At 60.9% G+C, this 19,985-nt stretch carries 20 protein-coding genes; 12 read left to right on the forward strand and 8 right to left on the reverse strand.

Features of this window, described 5'->3' with window-relative positions:
- On the reverse strand, positions 1-1,239 hold the full coding sequence (argJ, locus tag AC1RRC_RS10785) for a bifunctional glutamate N-acetyltransferase/amino-acid acetyltransferase ArgJ (RefSeq protein WP_493055452.1): 1,239 nt from the start codon (positions 1,237-1,239) through the stop codon (positions 1-3).
- 292 nt (positions 1,240-1,531) lie between these two features.
- Here argJ and AC1RRC_RS10790 point away from each other — a divergent pair, with 292 nt between their 5' ends.
- From AC1RRC_RS10790 to AC1RRC_RS10810, 5 genes are all read left to right on the forward strand, one after another.
- Complete coding sequence (locus AC1RRC_RS10790) at positions 1,532-2,746, forward strand: porin (RefSeq protein WP_493055453.1); 1,215 nt, start codon at positions 1,532-1,534, stop codon at positions 2,744-2,746.
- A 21-nt stretch (positions 2,747-2,767) separates the two neighbouring features.
- Positions 2,768-3,181 (forward strand): type 2 periplasmic-binding domain-containing protein, encoded by a 414-nt coding sequence (locus AC1RRC_RS10795; protein ID WP_493055520.1) that lies wholly within the window; start codon positions 2,768-2,770, stop codon positions 3,179-3,181.
- Positions 3,182-3,405: 224 nt separating this feature from the next.
- On the forward strand, positions 3,406-4,626 hold the full coding sequence (locus AC1RRC_RS10800) for a porin (protein WP_493055454.1): 1,221 nt from the start codon (positions 3,406-3,408) through the stop codon (positions 4,624-4,626).
- A 16-nt stretch (positions 4,627-4,642) separates the two neighbouring features.
- Positions 4,643-5,050: a type 2 periplasmic-binding domain-containing protein gene (locus AC1RRC_RS10805; RefSeq protein WP_493055455.1), complete on the forward strand. Its 408-nt coding sequence runs from the start codon at positions 4,643-4,645 to the stop codon at positions 5,048-5,050.
- A 113-nt stretch (positions 5,051-5,163) separates the two neighbouring features.
- Positions 5,164-7,137 (forward strand): sensor histidine kinase, encoded by a 1,974-nt coding sequence (locus tag AC1RRC_RS10810; protein WP_493055456.1) that lies wholly within the window; start codon positions 5,164-5,166, stop codon positions 7,135-7,137.
- Here the strand turns inward: AC1RRC_RS10810 and AC1RRC_RS10815 are convergent.
- Together AC1RRC_RS10815 and AC1RRC_RS10820 are read right to left on the reverse strand one after the other, a co-directional pair.
- Positions 7,124-7,474 carry an Hpt domain-containing protein gene (locus AC1RRC_RS10815; RefSeq protein WP_493055457.1) on the reverse strand — a complete coding sequence of 117 codons (351 nt, stop codon included), beginning with the start codon at positions 7,472-7,474 and terminating at the stop codon, positions 7,124-7,126. The genes AC1RRC_RS10810 and AC1RRC_RS10815 overlap by 14 nt on opposite strands.
- A 19-nt stretch (positions 7,475-7,493) precedes the next feature.
- The gene (locus tag AC1RRC_RS10820; protein ID WP_493055458.1) at positions 7,494-8,123 is read right to left on the reverse strand and encodes a response regulator; all 630 of its coding nucleotides are present in this window, start codon (positions 8,121-8,123) and stop codon (positions 7,494-7,496) included.
- A gap of 182 nt (positions 8,124-8,305) precedes the next feature.
- On the opposite strand from AC1RRC_RS10820, the gene AC1RRC_RS10825 reads away from it, so the two are divergent.
- Positions 8,306-9,232, forward strand: a complete 927-nt coding sequence (locus AC1RRC_RS10825) for an HDOD domain-containing protein (RefSeq protein ID WP_493055459.1) — start codon at positions 8,306-8,308, stop codon at positions 9,230-9,232.
- A 90-nt stretch (positions 9,233-9,322) separates the two neighbouring features.
- Here AC1RRC_RS10825 and secA read toward each other — a convergent pair whose 3' ends face one another.
- Positions 9,323-12,094 (reverse strand): preprotein translocase subunit SecA, encoded by a 2,772-nt coding sequence (gene secA, locus AC1RRC_RS10830; RefSeq protein ID WP_493055460.1) that lies wholly within the window; start codon positions 12,092-12,094, stop codon positions 9,323-9,325.
- 196 nt (positions 12,095-12,290) lie between these two features.
- Here secA and AC1RRC_RS10835 point away from each other — a divergent pair, with 196 nt between their 5' ends.
- Complete coding sequence (locus AC1RRC_RS10835) at positions 12,291-12,773, forward strand: DciA family protein (RefSeq protein WP_493055461.1); 483 nt, start codon at positions 12,291-12,293, stop codon at positions 12,771-12,773.
- Between the two features lie 60 nt (positions 12,774-12,833).
- Here the strand turns inward: AC1RRC_RS10835 and lpxC are convergent, their stop codons facing one another.
- Positions 12,834-13,769: a UDP-3-O-acyl-N-acetylglucosamine deacetylase gene (gene lpxC / locus AC1RRC_RS10840; protein ID WP_493055462.1), complete on the reverse strand. Its 936-nt coding sequence runs from the start codon at positions 13,767-13,769 to the stop codon at positions 12,834-12,836.
- A 95-nt stretch (positions 13,770-13,864) separates the two neighbouring features.
- Here lpxC and AC1RRC_RS10845 point away from each other — a divergent pair, with 95 nt between their 5' ends.
- Together AC1RRC_RS10845 and AC1RRC_RS10850 are read left to right on the forward strand one after the other, a co-directional pair.
- Positions 13,865-14,164, forward strand: a complete 300-nt coding sequence (locus tag AC1RRC_RS10845; protein ID WP_493055463.1) for a type II toxin-antitoxin system MqsR family toxin — start codon at positions 13,865-13,867, stop codon at positions 14,162-14,164.
- 2 nt (positions 14,165-14,166) lie between these two features.
- The gene (locus AC1RRC_RS10850) at positions 14,167-14,565 is read left to right on the forward strand and encodes a type II toxin-antitoxin system MqsA family antitoxin (protein ID WP_493055464.1); all 399 of its coding nucleotides are present in this window, start codon (positions 14,167-14,169) and stop codon (positions 14,563-14,565) included.
- A gap of 42 nt (positions 14,566-14,607) precedes the next feature.
- On the opposite strand, the gene AC1RRC_RS10855 is transcribed toward AC1RRC_RS10850, so the two are convergent.
- Positions 14,608-15,450: a DMT family transporter gene (locus AC1RRC_RS10855; RefSeq protein ID WP_493055465.1), complete on the reverse strand. Its 843-nt coding sequence runs from the start codon at positions 15,448-15,450 to the stop codon at positions 14,608-14,610.
- 189 nt (positions 15,451-15,639) lie between these two features.
- Here AC1RRC_RS10855 and AC1RRC_RS10860 point away from each other — a divergent pair, with 189 nt between their 5' ends.
- The 3 genes from AC1RRC_RS10860 (at position 15,640) to AC1RRC_RS10870 (ending at position 17,951) form a co-directional block, all read left to right on the forward strand.
- On the forward strand, positions 15,640-16,095 hold the full coding sequence (locus AC1RRC_RS10860) for a DUF2628 domain-containing protein (protein WP_493055466.1): 456 nt from the start codon (positions 15,640-15,642) through the stop codon (positions 16,093-16,095).
- A 110-nt stretch (positions 16,096-16,205) separates the two neighbouring features.
- Positions 16,206-17,411: a DUF4214 domain-containing protein gene (locus AC1RRC_RS10865; protein ID WP_493055467.1), complete on the forward strand. Its 1,206-nt coding sequence runs from the start codon at positions 16,206-16,208 to the stop codon at positions 17,409-17,411.
- A 63-nt stretch (positions 17,412-17,474) separates the two neighbouring features.
- Positions 17,475-17,951: an SET domain-containing protein gene (locus tag AC1RRC_RS10870; RefSeq protein ID WP_493055468.1), complete on the forward strand. Its 477-nt coding sequence runs from the start codon at positions 17,475-17,477 to the stop codon at positions 17,949-17,951.
- Between the two features lie 47 nt (positions 17,952-17,998).
- Here AC1RRC_RS10870 and AC1RRC_RS10875 read toward each other — a convergent pair whose 3' ends face one another.
- Positions 17,999-18,502 (reverse strand): peroxiredoxin, encoded by a 504-nt coding sequence (locus AC1RRC_RS10875; RefSeq protein WP_493055469.1) that lies wholly within the window; start codon positions 18,500-18,502, stop codon positions 17,999-18,001.
- A 185-nt stretch (positions 18,503-18,687) separates the two neighbouring features.
- The gene (gene ftsZ / locus AC1RRC_RS10880) at positions 18,688-19,899 is read right to left on the reverse strand and encodes a cell division protein FtsZ (protein WP_493055470.1); all 1,212 of its coding nucleotides are present in this window, start codon (positions 19,897-19,899) and stop codon (positions 18,688-18,690) included.
- Positions 19,900-19,985: the final 86 nt, after the last annotated feature.

Below are 19,985 nucleotides of genomic sequence, written 5' to 3' on the forward strand. Positions count from 1 at the left end.
TTACGAACGGTAATCCGCGTTGATGCTGACGTAGTCGTGCGACAGGTCGCAGGTGTAGACCGTGGCCGTGGCCGCGCCGCGCGCCAGCTTCACGCGCACCGTGATTTCGCTTTGCTTCATCACGCGCTGGCCATCTTCTTCCTTGTAGTCCGGATTGCGGCCGCCATCTTTCGCGACCCACACGTCGTCCAGATACAGGTTGATCTTCGAGACATCGAGGTCATCGACACCGGCATAGCCGACCGCGGCCAGGATGCGGCCCAGGTTCGGATCGGAGGCAAAGAACGCGGTTTTCACCAGCGGCGAGTGGGCGATCGAATAGGCGATCTTGCGGCACTCTTCCACCGACGCGCCGTCTTCCACCGTGATGGTCATGAACTTGGTGGCGCCTTCGCCGTCGCGCACGATGGCTTGCGCCAGGAACACCGACAATTCCGTCACGGCCGCCGCCAGCGCCTGGTATTCCGGCGAATCGATGGAATCGACCACCAGGGTGCCGGCGCCGGTTGCCACCAGCATGAACGAATCGTTGGTCGAGGTGTCGCCATCGATGGAAATGCAGTTGAACGACTGGTCGGCCGCGTGCTTGACCAGCACGTCCAGCACCGGCTGCGCGACTTTCGCGTCAAACGCCAGGTAGCCCAGCATGGTCGCCATGTTCGGCTTGATCATGCCGGCGCCCTTGGAAATGCCCGTCAAGGTGACGCTATGGCCGGCGATGTTGACCGTGCGCGAACCGGCTTTCGGCTGCGTGTCGGTGGTCATGATGGCTTCGGCCGCGTTGTACCAGTTGTCCAGCGCCAGGCCGGCCACCGCCGTTGGCAGCCCCGCCACGATCTTGGCCACCGGCAGCGGCTCGAGGATCACGCCGGTCGAAAACGGCAGGATTTGCTGGGCATCGCACCCCAGCAGGGTGGCCAGTTCGGCGCAGGTTTGCTGCGCATTGGCCAGGCCCGCTTCGCCGGTGCCGGCGTTGGCATTGCCGGTGTTGACCATCAGCGCGCGGATCGGCTTGCCGCCGGCGTTGACAGCCGCCAGGTTGGCCTTGGAAATCTGCACCGGCGCCGCGCAAAAGCGGTTCAAGGTGAACACGCCGGACACGGTGGCGCCATCGGCCAGGCGCATCACCAGCACATCCTTGCGGTTCGGCTTTTTGATGCCGGCTTGGGCAAAGCCGATCTCGATGCCGGCGACTGGCTTCAGGTCGGCAGCGACCGGGAGGGGGGAATTGACGGCCATGGGGCGGGTCCTCTGTGTGGAAAGATGGAAAAGCCAACATTGTAATACCTGCCGCGCCGCGTTGCCGCCTGTCACAGGCTCAATAACAAAATCACAACGTCAATCCGTAATTTCCGAAGAAAAATATCAAAAAATTCACAAAATGAGGTGAAAAATGCCACATAAATTAGAACTATCGTTCAGTTTTTAGACCGAGTGGTTTAACGGTGACGCAAATTCCAATAAGGTTACGTCGCGCACGGCGCCCTTGCGCGTCCGTACCACCTACAAATACAAAACGAGAGCACACACAATGAAAAAACAACTGTTAGCAGCAGCAATCCTTGCGGCGCTGGGTGTTCAGGCGCAGGCAGGCACGCTGGGAGACGGCAACCTCACCATCAGCGGTTTTGGCACGTTGGCGGCGGCCAAGAGCGATACGGATACCGCGCAATTTGCCCGCTACAACCAGGCGGTCGGCGTCAAGGATGGCGTGCGCATCGGCCTCGATTCCAACCTGGGGCTGCAAGCCACGTACCAGGTCAATGACTGGCTGTCCGGCACGGCCCAGGTGCTGACCCGCAAGAACACCAGCACCAGCTTCACCACCGACCTGACCTGGGGCTTCCTCAAAGCCAAGATCAACGATGAAATCAATGTGCGCGTCGGCCGTGTCGTGATGCCGGCCTTCCTGATTTCCGATTACCAGAACGTCGGCTATGCCAACACCATGATGCGTCCGCCGATCGAGCTGTATGGCCAGGCGCCGCTGGAAGCCATGGATGGCGCCGACGTCAATTACCAGCACGCGTTTGGCGACACCAACCTGACCGTGCAAGCGTTCGTCGGCACCAGCCGCGGCAAGCTGTTCGTGGCGTCGGCCGGCGGCTCGGTCGCCAAGTACCGCGCGCCATTGGGCGGCGCCAGCGTCACGCTGGAACACGGCCCGGTCACGTTCCGCCTGGGCCATGCGTCGGCGGACATGCACAGCAGCGACCTGACCCCGATCAATACCCTGACCGCCACCCTGAAGGGCGCCGGCCTGGCCCAGCTGGGCGAAGACCTGAGCCTGGTGCCGGGCAAGCGCATGACGTTCACCTCGGTGGGCGCCACCGTCGACTACAACAACGTGCTGGTGCAGGCGGAATATGCGCAGCGCCGCGCCAAGGAAGCGGTCTACATCCCGCAAACCAATGCCTGGTACGTGATGGCCGGCTACCGCTTCGGCAAAGTATTGCCGTACTACGCCCACGCCGCGTCCGAAGGCGCCGGCACCAAGGTCAAGGTGCCTGCCGCGCTGTCGCGCATCCCGCCGCTGAACGCGGCCGTGACCAACCTGCTGACGGCTGCCGAGCAATCGTCCGACCTGGTCGGCGTGCGCTGGGACTTCGCCAAATCGGTGGCGCTGAAGGTGCAGATTGACCGCATCAAGCCGAAGGTCAAATCCGGCGCGCTGATTTTCGCGCCGGCCGCAGGCCAGAAAGACAGCGTGACCGTGGTGGCCGCTGGTGTCGATTTCGTCTTCTAAGGTTAGGTGATCCAAATGCACATGCAAATCAAACACGTGATGGCTGTTTTGGCCGCCGCCGCCATGGCCGCCGCCGCCCTGCCCGCCGCCGCTGAAACCGTGGTAATCGTCAGCCAGAAAAACCCGGCCACCCGCATGTTCGCGGAACAGGCGTCGCAATTCTTCCTGGGTAAATCCAACATGTTCACGCCGGTGGACCAGGCCGAAGGTTCGGCCATCCGCAACGAGTTCTATCAAAAGCTCGCCGACAAGGATGCGGCCCAGGTCAAGGCGCTGTGGTCCAAGCTGGTGTTTACCGGCAAGGCCACCCCGCCGAAGGAATACAAGTCCAACGCCGAGGTCAAGAAAGCCGTGGCGGACGATCCGAAAGCCATTGGTTATATCGACAAGTCGGCGGTGGATGACACGGTGAAAGTCATCCTGACGCTGCAATAAGCATTTCGTCACCGCACAAGTGTGGGATGCCCGGCCTGAAGGCCCGGCACCCATGGCTGTAAAACGCCCGGCCCGCGCCGGGCGTTGTCATTTACAGCAACAATCCGTTGAGTAAAAACCACATGCCGCGTCTGTCCACGACGAGTTTCCTATGAGCATCTCTAAAACTCCGCTAAGGTGACAAACGCGCGATCCGGCGCAGTGACTTTATTTTCGAGGACTGGATGAAACGACTGACCCTGGCAACTTCTGTTCTGGCCGCCCTGATGGCCTTACCGCACGCGCAGGCGGCCATCGTCGATGACGGCAAACTCAGCATCAGTGGCTTCGGCACCCTGGGGGTGGCGAAGAGCGATACGGATAAAGCGCAATTTGTGCGCTACAACCAGGCCGAAGGCGTGGCAGATGGCTGGCGCCTGGGCCTCGATTCCAACCTGGGCCTGCAAGCCACGTACCAGATCACGGACCAGTTGTCCGCCACGGCGCAAGTGTTGACGCGCCAGAATACCAGCCCGACGTTTACCACCGACCTGACGTGGGCCTTCGTCAAATACCGCGCCACCGATGAAGTCAACATCCGCGTCGGCCGCGTGCAATTGCCGACCTTCCTGATTTCCGATTACCAGAACGTGGGCTACGCCAACACCATGATGCGCCCGCCGGTGGAACTGTATGCGCAAGTGCCGCTGGAATCCATCGATGGCGCCGACGTCAACTGGCAGCACGCCTTTGGCGACACCAACGTCACCGTGCAAGCCGTGGTGGGCACCTCGTCCGGCAAGCTGTTCCTGCCGGCCACCGCCTCGGTCGCGAAATACCGCGCCCCGGCCATGGGCATCAGCGTGTCGGCCGAACACGGCCCCGTCACCTTGCGCTATGCACACCTGCAAACCACCCTGCACAGCGACGACATCGTTCCCATCAATTCGCTGACGGCCACCCTGGCCGCCGTGGGCTTCAAGCAGCTGGCGGCCGACTTCGGCGTCACGGGCAGCGGCAAGAAAATGAAATTCGACGCGGTCGGCATGACGGTGGACTGGAACAACCTGGTGCTGCAAGGCGAATTCGGCGCACGCCGCGCCATCGACCCGGTCTATATTCCGCAAACCGATGCGTGGTACCTGATGGGCGCCTACCGCATCGGCAAATTCCTGCCGTACTACGCGCACGCATCGATCAAGGGCAGCAGCACCAAGATCGCGCTGCCGGCCGGCTTCCCCGCCAGCGGCCCGCTGTCGGCCGCGGTCCGGGGCCTGCTGCAGGCGTCGGAACAGGATACCAACCTGGTCGGCGTGCGCTGGAACTTCGCCAGCTCGGCCGCGCTGAAATTCCAGGTCGACCGCGTCAAACCCAAGACCAAGACCGGTACGCTGATTTACGGTCCGGCCGCCGGCCTGAAGGACTCGGTGACGGTGATTGGCGCCAGCCTGGATTACGTATTCTGACCTACGGAGGCCTACCATGAACAAATTGCTTGCCAGCCTCCTCGCCGCCGGCGCTGCCCTGTCCGCCCTGCCCGCGCAGGCGGAAACCGTGGTCATCGTCAGCCAGAAGAATCCCGCCACCCGCATGTTCGCGGAACAGGCGTCCCAATTCTTCCTCGGGAAATCCAACATGTTTACGCCGATCGACCAGGCTGAAGGTTCGGCGATCCGCAATGACTTTTACCAGAAGCTGACCGACAAGGATGCGGCCCAGGTGAAAGCCATCTGGTCCAAGCTGGTATTTACCGGCAAGGCCACGCCGCCCAAGGAATTCAAGTCCAACGCGGACGTCAAGAAAGCCGTGGCCGATGATCCGAAAGCCATCGGCTATATCGACAAGTCGGCGGTCGACGATAGTGTGAAGGTGATCCTGACCCTGCAGTAATCCCCGGTCGCGCAGCGGCGCCCGACGCAGCGGCGCCCGGCCCAACTCCTTGCACATCGGTTATATTGCTGGCTTCGCGGGGCGACTGGCGCCCCGCTTGCCAGGAGTCCCAGGTGAGCTTATCACTGCGCGCGAAATTCGTCGTACTCAGTGCCATCGTGCAAGCGGTGGTGGTCGCGCTGTTGATCGGCAACAGCCTGCGCCTGATGGACCAGGCGGTCAACCGCAACGCGGTGCGGGTCGCCCATGAATATGCGGTGACCCTGAACCTGACACTGAGCCCGTATGCGAATACGGGCCGCCTGGGCGAACTCGCCAATTACTGGACTGAAATGCTGTCCGATCCCCAGGACAGCTTCATGCGCTATATCGTCATTCTCGACGCGCATGAGTTGCCGGTCACGACCGCGGGCCAGCGTCCCGCCGAATTGCCCGCCATCCTGCGCGGCGGCGGCGGCGACGGCTTCAACAGCGTGCGCACCTGGCAACAGGGCGATACCCTGCACGCGCGGGCGCCGATCCTGCTCAAGGACAACAAGGTGGGGTCGCTGAACTTCGGCCTGTCCACCAGCGACCTGGCCAAGGCGCGCGATGAAGTGCTGCTGCAATCGGGCCTGATTTCGCTGGCCGGCCTGGGCCTGGGCATCCTGCTGTTTTATATGTTTTCGCAAGGCATAGGCCGGCGCCTGCGCACCTTGACGGCGCAGGCCGAGCACATGTTCAAGAGCGCCTTTGGCCGCCCGCTGCCCGATACCGCCGGCGATGAAATCGAAGTGTACGCCCGCTCGCTGAACACCATGGGCGCGGCGCTGCGCGAACGGCTGCAGCAACTGGAAGCGTCCGAGCTGCGGCTGTCCGAGTCCGAAGCGCGTTTCAAGTCGCTGTTCGACATGACCCCGGTGCCGCTGACCGTGACCGACCGCAGCGGCCGCATTATCGGCACCAACCAGGCGCTGGCGCGCGTGTTCGGCTATGGCCCCGAGCAATTGATCGGCCGCCGCTCCAATGAAGTCAAATTCTGGTCGGAACCCGGCGAACGGGAACGGCTGTGGCAACTGTATATGCGCGATGGCGCCGTGTATGGCGAAATCGCCGGCATCGTGCTGAAGGACGGCAGTCCCGGCAAGGTGGCGATCTGGTCCTCCACCTTTACCCTGGGCGGCGCCGACGCGATCATCTGGGCACTGCTGGACTTGACGGCGGAAATCAATGCCAAGCAAGACCTGGAAGACTTGAACGCCTCGCTGGAAACCCGCGTGCGCGAACGCTCGGCCGACCTGGAAAGCGCGCTGGAAACCTTGCAGCAGACCCAGCACGACTTGATCGCCTCGGAAAAAATGGCGTCGCTCGGTTCACTGGTGGCCGGCATTGCCCACGAATTGAATACGCCGATCGGCAACAGCCTGCTGGCGTCGACCGCGCTGGCCGACAAGGTCGATGCGTTTGAAGCGCAACTGTCCGGCGGCACCCTGCGCCGCACCGCCTTGTCGGCCTATACGGATGAAGTGCGGATGGCGTCCAGCCTGATTTCCAGCTCGCTGCAAAAAGCCGCCAACCTGATCGCGTCGTTCAAGCAGATTGCCGTGGACCAGACCAGCGACCAGCGCCGCACCTTCAATTTGCTGTCGGTGCTGCTCGACACCACGGCTACCTACACGCCACGCCTGAAACGCGCCAATTGCGACACCACCTGCAGCGTGCCGCCGTCGCTGGAACTCGATTCGTATCCGGGCAGCTTTTACCAGATCTTCACCAACTTGCTGAACAATGCGCTGGCCCATGCCTTTGAAGGGCGCGACCAGGGCGCCATCGCCATCACGGCGCTGGAACTGGAGGGCGGCATGGTGGAGATCATATTCAGCGACGACGGCGTCGGCATGGCGGAAGACGTGCGCCGCCACGTGTTCGATCCCTTCTTCACCACCAAGATGGGCCATGGCGGCACCGGGCTGGGCATGAACATTGTCTACAACATCGTGACGGGTGTGCTGGGCGGCAGGATCGCGGTGGAATCGAGTCCGGGCGCGGGCGCCACCGTGCGCATCACGGTGCCGAAAGTCTCGCCGGCGAAGTTCAGCCAAGTGTAGTCGCGCTCAGCCGCACTTCCTCTTCCACCAGCGCGAACAGCCGCGCCACCTCGGCGCAGGCCAGCGGCAGCACGGCCTGTTCGCCGTCTTGCGCAAAGCGTTCCAGCGCCCGCAGCACCTCGCCGAATTCCTGGGCGCCCATCAGCAGCACGCTGGTTTTCAGGGTATGGCAGATGCGCGCCGCGCGCGGACAATCGCCGGTGGCCAGCGCCTGCTGCAACTGGCCGTGCAGTGCGGGCGTGGTGGCCAGGTAAATACCGGCCAGTTCGCGGTAGCCGGCCATGTCACCGCCCACCGTTGCCAGCAACTGGGACGGGTCGATATGCCGGTAAGCCATGAAGGGGACAGGCGGAACGTCAGGCCGTGCGGCGCTGGCGCTTGCGCATGGTTTGCGCGCAACAGGCGCGCACATAGCCGCGCAATTCATCAAAATTGACGGGTTTCGGGAAGAACACCACGCCGTCCGGCACCCCGCCCCGCTGTTCCAGCGCATCGGGTTCCAGCGACGACACGATCGCGATATTCATGTCCGCCAGTTCCGGATAGCCAAAGATGGTCTTGATGACTTCATAGCCATCGATGCCTTCCATCACGATATCGGCCAGCAAGATGTCCGGATGCGAGCGGGCGATTTCAATCAGCGCCTGGTAGCCGTTTTCGCAGAAACGCACGGCAATCGGCAAATCCCACTGCGCCAACTGGCGTTCAAACAAGGCGCGCTGCATGGCGTTGTCTTCAATCACCAGCACGGACACCGGCGCATGCACGTCCGGCATGGCGGCCGGCGCCGGCGCGGCGGTGCGCGCGATGCCATTCTGTGGCGCGGCTTTATATGCATGCACGGCGGCCAGCGGGATGCGGCGGTGGCCGCCCTTGGTCTTCCATGCCTCGATCACGCCGGCTTCCACCAACTGTTGTACTGAAGACACCGAGATACCCAGCAATTCCGCTGCTTTCTGTGTTGTACATACCTCGTCTGCCGCCATCGCCATCCTCTGTCTTAGAAATACCACCGCTGTGTCGCGGTTTTCGATAGAAAAAACAAATTAATCAAATTTAATAATTTTACGAAAAATTCGATAAAATTGATTCAAAGCATTACTGCATTGCCCATTATGAACCCGAATCGGCGCGCGGCAAAGCCGCCGCCGGTATCTGGAGAGCCGCCATGAATGACCTGATCGATTTCGCCGAATTAAAAGCCGCCGGCCTGTTGCCGGCCCCTACCCGGGAAACGCTGGAACTGATGCAATTGTGCCAGTCCGGCGATGAGGACGCCGGCCCGCTGCTGGCCCGTATTGCCGCCACCCCGGCGCTCGCTTATGCGCTGCACACGCTGGTGGGCAAGCACGGCGCGGAGACCGCGCTGCCGGCCGCGCTCGAGCATGTCGGCAGGTTTGCCACGTCGCAGCTGGCGCTGGCGCTGGATTTGCTGGCCCAATACCGCCGTGGCGCGTGTACCGATTTCAATTACCAGCGCTACTGGTCGCATGCCTTCGCCATGGCGTGCGCGGCCCAGGCGCTGACCTCGGAAATGCCGGTCGCCGCCGGCCCGGAACTGTTTTGCCAGGGACTGCTGGCCGGGATCGGCAACCTGGGCCTGGCCTGCGCCCGCCCCCGTTCGTACGCCAAACTGTTGCGTGAATGCCGCGACGCACCGGCCTCGACGCTGCTGCGCCGGGAATCCATGCTGTATGGCTACAGCCACCTGTCGATGGGCGCCGCGCTGTTGCGCAGCTGGCGCATGGGCCATACATATTCCGATGCCGTACTGTGCCAGGAAGCCCCGCACATGGCCACCGACCGCCAAACGCGCCACCTGGCGCGCCTGCTGCAGCTGGCGTCGTGCATGGCGGACCTGTACCTGGCGCAGCCGGGCGAACGCAAGGTGCTGGTCGCGGAAATGGCCGCCACCAGCAGCCGTTTGCAGCTCGATACCCGCGTGCTGCTCGGTATTGTCGATGTCGCGAACGGGAACTGGCGGCAGTGGTGCAATGCGCTGGAGTTGCAGGAACACTTGCCGCCGGCGATGCAGGTGACGCCGGTCGCCGCGGCGCCCGTAACCATCGCGCCGGTCATCGCCGCCGCCGCATAAGACGTGGGGCGGCTTGGTTTCATCAAGCCGCCATGCCTGTGCCACCAGCACCGGCCCCATAAAAAAACCGGGGCAAGCCCCGGTTTTGTCTTACGCCAGCTTGCCGTGGCAAGCCTTGTATTTCTTGCCGCTGCCGCACGGGCAAGGGTCGTTGCGGCCCACTTTGACGCCCAGGCTCAGTTGCGCTTCGATTTCCGTCGAGACGCCGCCCTGGCTGTTATTCGGCGCCAGCAACTCTTCCGGCGCCGCATCCGGGTTGAAGTCCGCGTGCTGGTAACGCACGTTTTCCACGTGCGCCGCCTGCATCGCCGCTTCCGCCGCATCGATTTCTTCGCGGGTCTGGATCCGTACCGTCATCACCAGGCGCACCACTTCATTCTTGATCAAGTCCAGCATGGTGCCGAACAGCTCGAAGGCTTCGCGCTTGTATTCCTGCTTCGGATTCTTTTGCGCATAGCCGCGCAGGTGGATACCCTGGCGCAAGTGGTCCAATGCCGCCAAGTGTTCGCGCCAGTGGCTGTCCACGCTTTGCAGCATGACGTTGCGCTCGAAGCCACCAAACGCTTCCTTGCCCACCACGTCGATCTTGGTCTGGTACACGGCATCGGCCGCCGCCACCACGCGTTCCACGATATCGTCGTCGGTCAGGTTCGGCTCGGACGCCAGCATGGCTTGCAGTTGCACCGGCACCAGCCACTCGTTGGCCAGTGCATTTTCCAGCGCGGGCAAGTCCCACTGCTCTTCGACCGATTCGGCCGGCACGTATTCACGCACCACGTCGGTGAACAAGCCCTGGCGCAGCGAGGCGATCATTTCCGAAATATCGGTCGCTTCCAGCAACTCGTTACGCTGCTGGTAAATCACTTTACGCTGGTCGTTGGCAACGTCATCGTATTCCAGCAATTGCTTACGAATATCGAAGTTGCGCGCTTCGACCTTGCGCTGCGCCGACTCGATCGAGCGCGACACGATGCCCGCTTCGATCGGTTCGCCTTCCGGCATTTTCAGGCGATCCATCACGGCGCGCACGCGGTCGCCCGCGAAGATGCGCAGCAACGGGTCGTCCAGCGACAGGTAGAAGCGGGACGAACCCGGGTCGCCCTGGCGCGCGGCACGGCCGCGCAGCTGGTTGTCGACGCGGCGGGATTCATGGCGCTCGGTGCCGACAATGTGCAAACCACCGGCCGCCACGACTTTTTCATGCAGCGCCTGCCAGCCATCGCGCAGCGCGTGGGCTTGCGCCGCCTTGTCCGCATCGGACAACTCGGGATTGGCGTCGATGAACTTGATCTGGTTTTCAACGTTACCGCCCAACACGATGTCGGTACCACGGCCGGCCATGTTGGTGGCAATGGTGATGGCTTGCGGACGGCCCGCCTGGGCAATGATTTCCGCTTCGCGGGCGTGCTGTTTCGCGTTCAGCACGTTGTGCGGCAAGCCGCCGGCGGTCAGGATGCCCGACAGCAGTTCCGAGTTTTCGATCGACGTGGTGCCCACCAGCACGGGCTGGCCGCGCTCGTAGCAGTCACGGATGTCGAGCAGCATCGCGTTGTATTTCTCATTGTTGGTCTTGTAGACCTGGTCTTGCTTGTCCTTGCGCTGCGATGGACGGTTCGGCGGAATCACCACGGTTTCCAGGCCATAGATTTCCTGGAATTCATACGCTTCGGTATCGGCGGTACCCGTCATGCCGGCCAGCTTGCCGTACATGCGGAAGTAATTCTGGAACGTGATCGACGCCAGCGTCTGGTTTTCGTTCTGGATCTTGACGCCTTCCTTGGCTTCCACCGCCTGGTGCAAGCCGTCGGACCAGCGGCGGCCCGTCATCAGGCGGCCGGTGAATTCGTCGACGATCACCACTTCATTGTTTTGCACCACATAGTGCTGGTCCTTGAAGTACAGCGCGTGGGCGCGCAGTGCCGCGTACAGGTGGTGCACCAGCGTGATGTTGGCGGAATCGTACAGCGACGCGCCTTCCGGCAGCAGGCCCATCTTGACCAGGATGGCTTCGGCTTTTTCGTGGCCGGCTTCGGTCAGTAGCACCTGGTGCGACTTTTCATCCTTGGTGTAATCGCCCGGCACTTCGATCTTGCCCTTGCCGTCCGAGGTTTCCTCGCCAACCTGCTGGGTCAGCAGCTTCGGCACTTCATTGATCTTGTAGTACAGCTCGGTATGGTTTTCCGCCTGGCCGGAAATGATCAGCGGGGTACGGGCTTCGTCGATCAGGATCGAGTCGACTTCATCGACGATGCCGAAATTCAGCGCGCGCTGGACGCGGTCGCGGGCTTCGAACACCATGTTGTCGCGCAGGTAATCGAAACCGAATTCATTGTTGGTGCCGTAGGTGATGTCCGAGGCATACGCCGCCTGCTTGGTGGCATGTTCCATCTGCGACAGGTTGATGCCGGTGGTCAGGCCCAGCCAGCCATACAGCTTGCCCATGGTGTCGGCGTCGCGCTGCGCCAGGTAATCATTGACCGTCACGATGTGCACGCCCTTGCCGGACAGTGCGTTCAGGTAGGCCGGCAGGGTCGCGGTCAGGGTTTTACCTTCACCGGTGCCCATTTCCGCGATTTTGCCGTAGTGCAAAACCATGCCGCCAATCAGCTGCACGTCGAAATGGCGCATCTTGAAGACGCGCTTGGACGCTTCGCGGCACACGGCAAACGCTTCCGGCAACAGCGTATCGAGCGCTTCGCCATTGGCGATGCGGGCCTTGAGTGCGGGGGTTTTGGCTTGCAGCTCGGCATCCGACAGCTTTTCCATGGCCGGCTCGAGTGCATTGATTTCGCGTACCGTTTTTTGATATTGCTTGAGCAGTCGCTGGTTGCGGCTGCCGAAAATCTGGGTCAGTAAGGACATTGGTTAACGCCGTTAAAAGAGCTATCGTGTAGTAGTGCGCGTAAATGTGCGGCTTGCCAGAGGCAAAAGACCGGTGATTTTATCATGCCGCTTCGGCCACGCATTGGCCAACTTGGGTCCACATTGGGGCACTGGCTGTTTTAACAATAGGAATTGTTACTAAAAAGCCCGTTCGCGGTATGGTAAGGTTGCGCCCATGCGTTTTACGAATACCTACATCAAGTCGCGCGCGCCGGTGGAAGCCACCAACTTCCTGCGGCGGGACAACAAGCTGGCCGCCCTGCTGCCGGCGGTCGAGCGCATGGCATCACTGCAGCGCGATTGCGCCGCCACCCTGCCCGCGATGTTCAGCCATTGCGAAGTGCTGGCGTTTGAACAGGGCGTGCTGCTGCTGTCCGCGCCGAATACCGCGCTGGCGGCGAAACTCAAGCAGCAAACACCCAAATTGCAGGAAGCGCTGTTGAAGCGGGGGTGGCAAATTAACAACATCAAGCTGCGGGTGCAGATGATGAAGGCGGCGGAAATCCGGCCGGAACCGCGCTCGCTGTCGCTGACCACCGCGGCGGTCGATGCCTTTGATACGCTGAGCCAGACGCTGGAACAGAGCAAACAAAACGCGCCGCTGATCGCGGCGCTGCAGAGGATGGTGCAAAAACGGCGCGAACGGCCGGATTACTGACTGCCGTATCTGATATGTGGATGCCCGGCCTGAAGGCCCGGCACCCATGTTGCTGGTTTATCAATTAGGTTCCCACTCGTGCGTCATCTGGCGCACATACGATTCCGGCGCGCTGGCCAGGCTGTCATAGGTGACGATTTCATACGCATCAGGGTGTTTCAGCAACTCCCGCAACAACAGGTTGTTCATCGCGTGGCCGGACTTGTGCGCTTCGTAGCTGGCCACCAGCGGGTGGCCCACCAGGTACAGGTCGCCAATAGCGTCGAGGATCTTGTGGCGCACGAATTCATCGTCGTAGCGCAAGCCATCGGCGTTGAGGATGCGGTATTCATCCATGACGATGGCGTTTTCCAGCGAACCGCCACGGGCCAGGCCAATGCCGCGCAACATTTCCACGTCTTGCATGAAACCAAACGTCCGCGCGCGGGCAATCGCCTGCACATAGGTGACGTCGCCAAAGTCGACCGACGCGAATTGCGCCGTGCCATCGACGGCCGGGTGGTTGAATTCAATGAAGAAATCCAGCTTGAAGCCGTCGTGCGGCGACAGGCGCGCCCATTTTTCATTGGCGCCCTTGCCATCGCGCACTTCCACCGGCTTGATGACGCGGATGAATTTCTTGGCGGCGTCCAGTTCCTGCACGCCCGCCTGCTGCAGCAGGTAGACAAACGATGACGCCGAACCATCCATGATCGGGATTTCTTCGGCGCTGACGTCAATATACAAGTTATCAATCCCGAGGCCGGCGCAAGCCGACATCAAGTGTTCAACCGTGGAGACGCGGGCGCCGTCCTGGATCAGCACGGACGCCATGCGGGTATCGCCCACCGCCATGGCGCTGGCCGGGAATTCCACCACCGGGTTCAAATCCACGCGGCGGAACACGATCCCGGTGCCGGCAACGGCAGGATGCAGGGTCAGCACCACTTTGGTGCCGGAATGCAGGCCGACACCCGTGGTCGTGACTTTTTCTTTGATAGTGCGTTGTTTTAACATCCCAAAATTATAGCGAAGTTGGCGGCGGCGCGTCCGGGCTTACTCAGTAGCATCACCTACTAGGTGATATTCGCCAGCTAGCCTATAATGAATCCATGGAAAAGCGCACGCCTCACTGCAAGCTCAGCTTGGTGAAAAGGCTGATTGAGGCGAACCGCGTCCGCGCGACGATGAGTGCTTACCATGGCGCAGCCGATGTCGGCATTTTTGATTTGGAGGGCATGTGTGCGGTGGTCCGGGCCCTGACTGCCCGTGACTTTTACAAGAGCATGACCACCCATGCCGATCACAGCACATGGCAGGATGTATACCGTACTCAAGCTGCAAGCAAGCCGCTTTACGTGAAGTTGACTGTGATTGACGATGTGCTGATCGTCTCGTTCAAGGAGCTTTGAATATGCAATGCCCACAATGCGGGGCGCCGTCATTGGTTCATGACACGCGCGACGTGCCTTATGTCTATAAAGGCGAGAAGACCAGGATTGCTGCGGTTGAAGCGGACTATTGCGATGTTTGCGGCGAGGCCGTGATGGACAGGACTGCGGGGGACCGCTATGGCACGCTGATACAGGCCTTCCAAAAACAGGTCAATGCGGGCTTGGTGGACCCTGCCTACATTGCACAGGTGCGCACCAAGCTCCAGCTCGGTAAGAAGGAAGCCGCGGAAATTTTCGGCGGCGGTGTCAATGCCTTTTCCCGCTACGAAAGCGGGAAGTCCCGTCCATCTGTAGCGTTGGTAAAACTATTGAAAGTGCTGGACCACCATCCGGAGTTGCTGGCTGAAGTCCGCACCTGAATGCGGCGGCGCATGCGCCGCGTTACCTCACAGCCACGCCGCTCAAGGGTGCTCGGATTCCGCATGCACCGCCTCGCGCCGCACCAGGTAAATGCCGCTGGCAATAATGATGGCCGCGCCCAGCAACGTATACATGTCCGGTAAGGTCTGCCACAGCAGCCAGTCGATCGCCACGCCCCACGCCAGCGCCGAGTATTCAAACGGCGCCACGGTGGACGCTTTGCCACGGCTGAACGCCACGGTGATGGCCAACTGGCCCAGGAAACCGGTAACAGCCAGCGCACCGATCACGATCCAGTCCTGCGGACGGATCGCCACCCAGCGGTCCCAGATCAGCGCCAGCGACCCGACCGCCATCATCACCAGCAGCCAGAACATGATGTGCTCATTGGCATCGGTGCGGCTCAGGATACGGCTGGCGATGGCGGACACCGCATAGCACGCCGCCGACCCAAGCACGGCCAGGCCCGCCACGGAAATAAAGCTGGTCCCTTCCGGCCGCAGCACCACCAGCACGCCGATCAAGCCCACCACGATGGCGCCCCACTGGCGGCCATCGACTTTTTCCTTGAGGATGAACACGGACAGCGCCGTGATCAGCGCCGGCGCGATAAAGAAGATCGCATAGGTATCGGCCAGCGGCAGGAATTTCAGCGCGTAGGCAAAGAACGTCAGCATGGCGATGCCCAGCACGCCGCGCAGCAATTGCAGCGGCCAGCGGATCTTGAAGATGCCGCCAAACTTGCCACGATAGGCGATATAGGCGCACACCAGCGGCAGCGAAGACAGGGAACGCAGTGCCGTCACTTGCATGGCTGGGTAGGTTGCGGACAGCACTTTCATGGCCGTGTCCATCAGCGAGAACATGGCCACTGCGATCAGCATTGCGTAAATGCTGCGCAGGTTGTCGTTACGGGGATTCAGGATAGCTCCAGGCTGTACGGGGCATTTGATTATAACAACGCAACAATAACGCTGCCGGGCCGGGAAAATCTGTATCACTGTGACAATGCGTGGATTTTGACGCCCTGCAGCCCCGCTATCATCACGTAAATACTTTTTTCAAGGATCGTTATGCCGTTTTGCCAGCATTGCGGCTCGCAGGCTTCCGAGACGACGGATTTCTGCTACAACTGCGGCGCCGATGTCACGGCGGCCGTCATCGCGCTGCCCGTCATGTCCACCGCGTGGCGCACGCGCTTTGCCTTGCTGCACAAGGCTGGCGGCGCCGCCATGCCGCAATCGATCGAACTCACCTTGGCCGAACGCGCCGCCGTGCGCTTCAACCTGCTGGCGTTCGTGCTGGGCCCGGTGTATTACGCCGCCATGGGCATGTGGAAGAAAGGCGTGTCGCTGGCCTTGCTGTCGGCGCTGCTGATCGTGCTAGCGCGGGTGCTGCTGGGCGCCGTGGGCCTGGCCCACAGCGGCCTGGGTGCCATGGTGTATTTGATTCCTTCCCTGCTGTACGCCACGCGCGCCAACATTGATTACTTCACCCGCGTGGTGCTGCATGACGATGGATGGGTGTAATTACCGCCACGAGACTTCCCCACTGACCTTGAATGGCAGTGTGACAATGTACGCATTTTGAGCTTGCGCAAACAAGTATTATTGATTTCTTAATTGAAATCAAAGTAACCATGCGCAAACTTTTTACGGCAATCACTCTGCTCCCCTTGCTGACTATTTTTCCAGGGTGCGGGGGAAATCCTGGTGAAGAAACACCTGCGCCACGCGCCAAGCAATTTTTGGCCATATCTACGACTACGGCCGAAACGCTAAGCTTTGCAAGTGACAGCTCGAACTACACGCTAACGCGCACTGCGACAAACTACAGCATTGCAGCAAAGAATGGAGAGGGCGCAGTGACATCTGAACTGTCACTGAAGCGCATTCATTTCGCAGACATCTCAATCGCGCTGGATACCTCGACCGCAGGGTCGCTTTACCGCATATACCAAGCGGCATTCAACCGCACTCCGGATGTTGCGGGACTCGGGTATTGGCTGCAGCAGTTTGACTCCGGAACGGCCCTACTGGACATTGCTGCTGCTTTCGTTGCGAGCGATGAATTCAAGAAGCTGTATGGCACAAGCCCAACGGACCTGCAATTCCTGACGGCCTTGTACTCCAATGTTCTGCACAGGAACCCTGACTTGGCAGGACAGGAATACTGGTTGAAATTGCTCGGCAGCGGAGTCAGCCGCCCTTCACTGCTAATTTCTTTTGCGGAGAGCCCAGAGAATCAAACCCAAACTTCGTCAGCAATCAAGAATGGCATTCCATACGCAAAGCCGGGACAAGCCTACCGGCCCGTTGGAAACATTCGTTCGCTTCAGGCAGTCACAGCAGGTGACGCTGTCGCCCTGGATGGAACGGGCAGTACAGATGCAAACAACGATACCATTGCCTACGAGTGGTCTTTAAGCCTTCCTGCGGGAAGCCGTGCAGCGATGAATGCACCAACTTCAAATAGGCCCGCATTCGTACCAGACGTTGCCGGCCTATACGCCATTACGTTGCAGGTCAGCGATGGAAAGCTTAAAGGGGCACCAGTAACAGTCTCCCTGAACGTGGCTGCCAAACGTGTCACTCCAGTGGCTGACGCAGGCATTTATAAGTGCTCCCTGATTTCGCACGACCTAGCAGTATCCCTGTATGCCCAAGGCCATACATACCTGGATCGAGACCACGATGGCAAGCCATGCGAGGCCAGCGACAAGAGTATCGAATCGCCCACCACCAGCACGCCGACCACACCATCAACATCGACAGGCAAATGCTGGGTAAATGGATACCGTCGAAGCAACGGCACCTATGTCAGCGGATATTGGCGCAAGTGTTAACGGTCGAGCGTCCCGGCACACAGGGAATTTACGGTATCAGCGCGAAGTTGGTAAGATGCGACCATGCGCACACCTCTCTATATCGTCAAGGAATCTCCCATCCACGGCCGCGGCGTCTTCGCGCGCCAGCCCATCACGGCCGGTGAACGCATCATTGAATACACGGGTGAAATCATCAGCAGCGATGAATCCGCGCGCCGCGCGGAAGCGTCCGGCGGCCCGATCAACCACACCTTCTTTTTCAGCCTGGCCGATGGCAACCTGATCGATGGCGGCAGCAACGGCAATGACGCGCGCTACATCAACCATTCGTGCGATCCGAATTGCGAAGCGTATGAAGAAGACGGCCGCGTGTTCATCCACGCGCTGCGCGATATCGAACAGGATGAAGAACTCAACTACAACTACGCGCTGATCTATGAAGCGCGCCATACGCCGGCCATCAAGAAAGCGTTTGCCTGTTATTGCGGCGCGGCCAATTGCACCGGCGTGATGCTGGCGCCGAAGAAGCGCAGCCGAAAGAAAATCGCCTCCGAATGACAAACGGCGCCACCGGGGCGCCGTTTGTCATTCCAGCCGCGTGGAAATTACAGCTGGCCCAGCAGGGTCTCGGCATTCGACTTTTCGAATTTGCCGCCTTCTTCAATGTTCAGTTGCGTGACCACGCCGTCTTCCACCAACGCGGAGTAACGCTGCGAGCGGGTGCCCATGCCGAACTTGGAGAAGTCCGCATCCAGGCCCAGCGCTTTCGAGTAGGTCGCATTGCCGTCAGCCATCATGCGGACGATGCCGGTGGCTTTCTGGTCGCGGCCCCAGGCGCCCATCACGAACGCGTCGTTAACGGAGATGCACCAGATCTCATCGACGCCCTTGGCTTTCAACGCTTCAGCGTTGTTCACATAGCCTGGCACGTGCTGTGCCGAGCAGGTCGGAGTATAGGCGCCAGGCAGCGCGAAGATCGCGATCTTTTTGCCTTTGACCAGGTCTTCCACTTTGAAGGTGTTCGGGCCGAGGGAGCAGCCTTCGGTTTCGGTTTCGATGAATTCGGACAGGGTGCCTTCCGGCAGTTTATCGCCAATCTTGATGGTCATTTCAGTGACTCCTCTTTGGTTTGAGTTTAAAAAAAAGCCGCGCAAGTGCGCGGCATGCCCCGGCACAGACCCGCAAGTATGCCAGAGGTTAAACAAAAACGTTGGGAGCAGTCGAAAACACGCGGCGGCCTGCGGCATGGAGTCACCGCAGCCGTCCGCCAGACTTCTTACATCAGTCCGCGCAGTTAGTCCGCTTGCTTGCGCAGGAAGGCTGGAATGTCATACGTTTCCATGCCATTTTTTTCCATCGCGCGCACTTGCTCGGACGCCGATTCGCGGCGCCATACGGCCGGCGCTTTCATGCCGTCCAGTGCCGAGCCGCCGCCGCTGATGCCGCCGCCCATGGAAACGGTGCCGGTGGCCGCCGCGCCGCCCAGCGATGCCGATGGCATCAGCGGGCCGGTGCCGGTGCGCAGCACAGGCTGTTGGACCAGTTGCACGTGCTTCTTGGCTTTGCCCAGGCCGGTCGCCACCACGGTCACGCGGATGGTGTCGCCCATGGTTTCGTCGTACGCGATACCCTGTGCGATCGACGCGTCCGGCGCCGCGAAGGCGCGTACCGCCGCCATGACTTCCTTGATTTCCTTACCCTTCAGGCCGCGCGACGCCGTCACGTTGACCAGCACGCCACGGGCGCCGGACAGGTCGACACCGTCCAGCAGCGGCGACGCCACCGCCTGCTCGGCCGCGATGCGGGCGCGGTCCACGCCGGACGCCGTCGCGGTGCCCATCATGGCCTTGCCCTGCTCGCCCATGATGGTCTTGACGTCGTTGAAGTCGACGTTGATGTGGCCCGGCACGTTGATGATCTCGGCAATACCGGCGACCGCGTTGTTCAGCACGTCGTCGGCGTGCTGGAACCACTCGATCAGCGATTCATCTTCGTAAATCTCTTCCAGCTTTTCGTTCAGGATCACGATCAGCGAATCGACGTTGGCCGCCAGCAGCTCCAGGCCTTCCTCGGCGATATCCATGCACTTCTGGCCTTCGTGCGAAAACGGTTTCGACACCACCGCCACGGTCAGCGCGCCCTGGGCCTTCGCCACTTCCGCCACGATCGGCGCCGCGCCGGTACCGGTGCCGCCGCCCATGCCGGCCGCGATGAACACCATGTGGGCGCCGCGCAGCGCGTCTTCGATGCGCTTGCGCGACTCTTCCGCCAACTGGCGGCCCACGTCCGGCTTCATGCCGGCGCCCAGGCCGGTCTCGCCGATCTGGATGACGTTGTCGGCTTTCGAGGTCGACAGTGCTTGCGCGTCCGTATTGGCGGCGATGAATTCAACGCCGCTCATGCCCTTGTTGATCATGTGCTGTACCGCGTTGCCACCGGCGCCGCCAACGCCGACAACCTTGATGACGGTACCCACTGATGCGTTATCGACCATATCGAACTCCATGATGTGCTCCTGATTGATGCTGCTTGCCGCGCTGCCAGTCTCTACAGCCCGCGCGGGCAAACTGCGATGTTATATAAAAAATCTGT

The sequence above is a fragment of the Pseudoduganella sp. GW821-FHT12E03 genome, from assembly GCF_058807115.1.

Coding starts and splice junctions, on each gene's coding strand:
- AC1RRC_RS10870 (WP_493055468.1), top strand. CDS start 17,475: ATGCGCACACCTCTCTATATCGTCAAGGAATCTCCCATCCACGGCCGC.
- AC1RRC_RS10835 (WP_493055461.1), top strand. CDS start 12,291: ATGCGTTTTACGAATACCTACATCAAGTCGCGCGCGCCGGTGGAAGCC.
- AC1RRC_RS10875 (WP_493055469.1), bottom strand. CDS start 18,502: ATGACCATCAAGATTGGCGATAAACTGCCGGAAGGCACCCTGTCCGAA.
- AC1RRC_RS10800 (WP_493055454.1), top strand. CDS start 3,406: ATGAAACGACTGACCCTGGCAACTTCTGTTCTGGCCGCCCTGATGGCC.
- AC1RRC_RS10845 (WP_493055463.1), top strand. CDS start 13,865: ATGGAAAAGCGCACGCCTCACTGCAAGCTCAGCTTGGTGAAAAGGCTG.
- ftsZ (WP_493055470.1), bottom strand. CDS start 19,899: ATGGAGTTCGATATGGTCGATAACGCATCAGTGGGTACCGTCATCAAG.
- AC1RRC_RS10825 (WP_493055459.1), top strand. CDS start 8,306: ATGAATGACCTGATCGATTTCGCCGAATTAAAAGCCGCCGGCCTGTTG.
- argJ (WP_493055452.1), bottom strand. CDS start 1,239: ATGGCCGTCAATTCCCCCCTCCCGGTCGCTGCCGACCTGAAGCCAGTC.
- AC1RRC_RS10815 (WP_493055457.1), bottom strand. CDS start 7,474: ATGGCTTACCGGCATATCGACCCGTCCCAGTTGCTGGCAACGGTGGGC.
- AC1RRC_RS10820 (WP_493055458.1), bottom strand. CDS start 8,123: ATGGCGGCAGACGAGGTATGTACAACACAGAAAGCAGCGGAATTGCTG.
- AC1RRC_RS10860 (WP_493055466.1), top strand. CDS start 15,640: ATGCCGTTTTGCCAGCATTGCGGCTCGCAGGCTTCCGAGACGACGGAT.
- secA (WP_493055460.1), bottom strand. CDS start 12,094: ATGTCCTTACTGACCCAGATTTTCGGCAGCCGCAACCAGCGACTGCTC.
- AC1RRC_RS10805 (WP_493055455.1), top strand. CDS start 4,643: ATGAACAAATTGCTTGCCAGCCTCCTCGCCGCCGGCGCTGCCCTGTCC.
- AC1RRC_RS10855 (WP_493055465.1), bottom strand. CDS start 15,450: ATGCTGATCGCAGTGGCCATGTTCTCGCTGATGGACACGGCCATGAAA.
- lpxC (WP_493055462.1), bottom strand. CDS start 13,769: ATGTTAAAACAACGCACTATCAAAGAAAAAGTCACGACCACGGGTGTC.
- AC1RRC_RS10795 (WP_493055520.1), top strand. CDS start 2,768: ATGCAAATCAAACACGTGATGGCTGTTTTGGCCGCCGCCGCCATGGCC.
- AC1RRC_RS10790 (WP_493055453.1), top strand. CDS start 1,532: ATGAAAAAACAACTGTTAGCAGCAGCAATCCTTGCGGCGCTGGGTGTT.
- AC1RRC_RS10865 (WP_493055467.1), top strand. CDS start 16,206: ATGCGCAAACTTTTTACGGCAATCACTCTGCTCCCCTTGCTGACTATT.
- AC1RRC_RS10850 (WP_493055464.1), top strand. CDS start 14,167: ATGCAATGCCCACAATGCGGGGCGCCGTCATTGGTTCATGACACGCGC.